Origin of the sequence: Protofrankia sp. CiP1_Cm_nod2 (genome assembly GCF_920664355.1) — a bacterium.
GTDB lineage: Bacteria > Actinomycetota > Actinomycetes > Frankiales > Frankiaceae > Protofrankia.
Genome location: NZ_CAKKTL010000086.1, coordinates 9,741 through 10,339 on the forward strand (window position 1 = coordinate 9,741; position 599 = coordinate 10,339).

Consider the following 599-nt stretch of genomic DNA (forward strand, 5'->3'; position numbering starts at 1 on the left):
ACTCCGTAGGCCATACGGAAAGCCGCCTCGACGGGACTGTGCTGCCTCTGCGTGCTGAGGAGTGGGGCAAGGTTGACTGTGTCCCAGCCAGCCAGCCAGCCAACGAACAACTGTCTCAGTTGACTTGACATCTACCGATCGGCACGGTGCGCCGGCCGGTCCAGCAATAGCGCGAGCCTGTGACGCGAAGACCAGAGTCTTTCATTTCGGGTGATGGACTACCCTCAAACTGAGGAAGGGCGATGCCAGAAGGCACCACAACGACGAGTTCGATCGCGCCCGGCCACAAGCTCGGCCGGTATCTGCTGCCATCCTCACTGAAAAAGTTTCCGAAAACGGTCGCAGCTCCGAGGACAGTCCGGTAACCTGTCTGTTGCCACCCGCAATCAACCAGAATCCGGACCGGAAGGTACTTCGGCTTCCGGCTATCGTCGCGGGGCATGGCAACGTGATGTCCACGGAAGGAGACCAGCGCAATGACACCACCGGATGATCTCGTCATCGCGGTAGAGGAGTTGGCCACGATCCAGGATCGCGGCGACTTCCAGACCTCTGATGGACCCGTCGGCGACAGCGGCGAGAACAGGGACGGCTAAGAA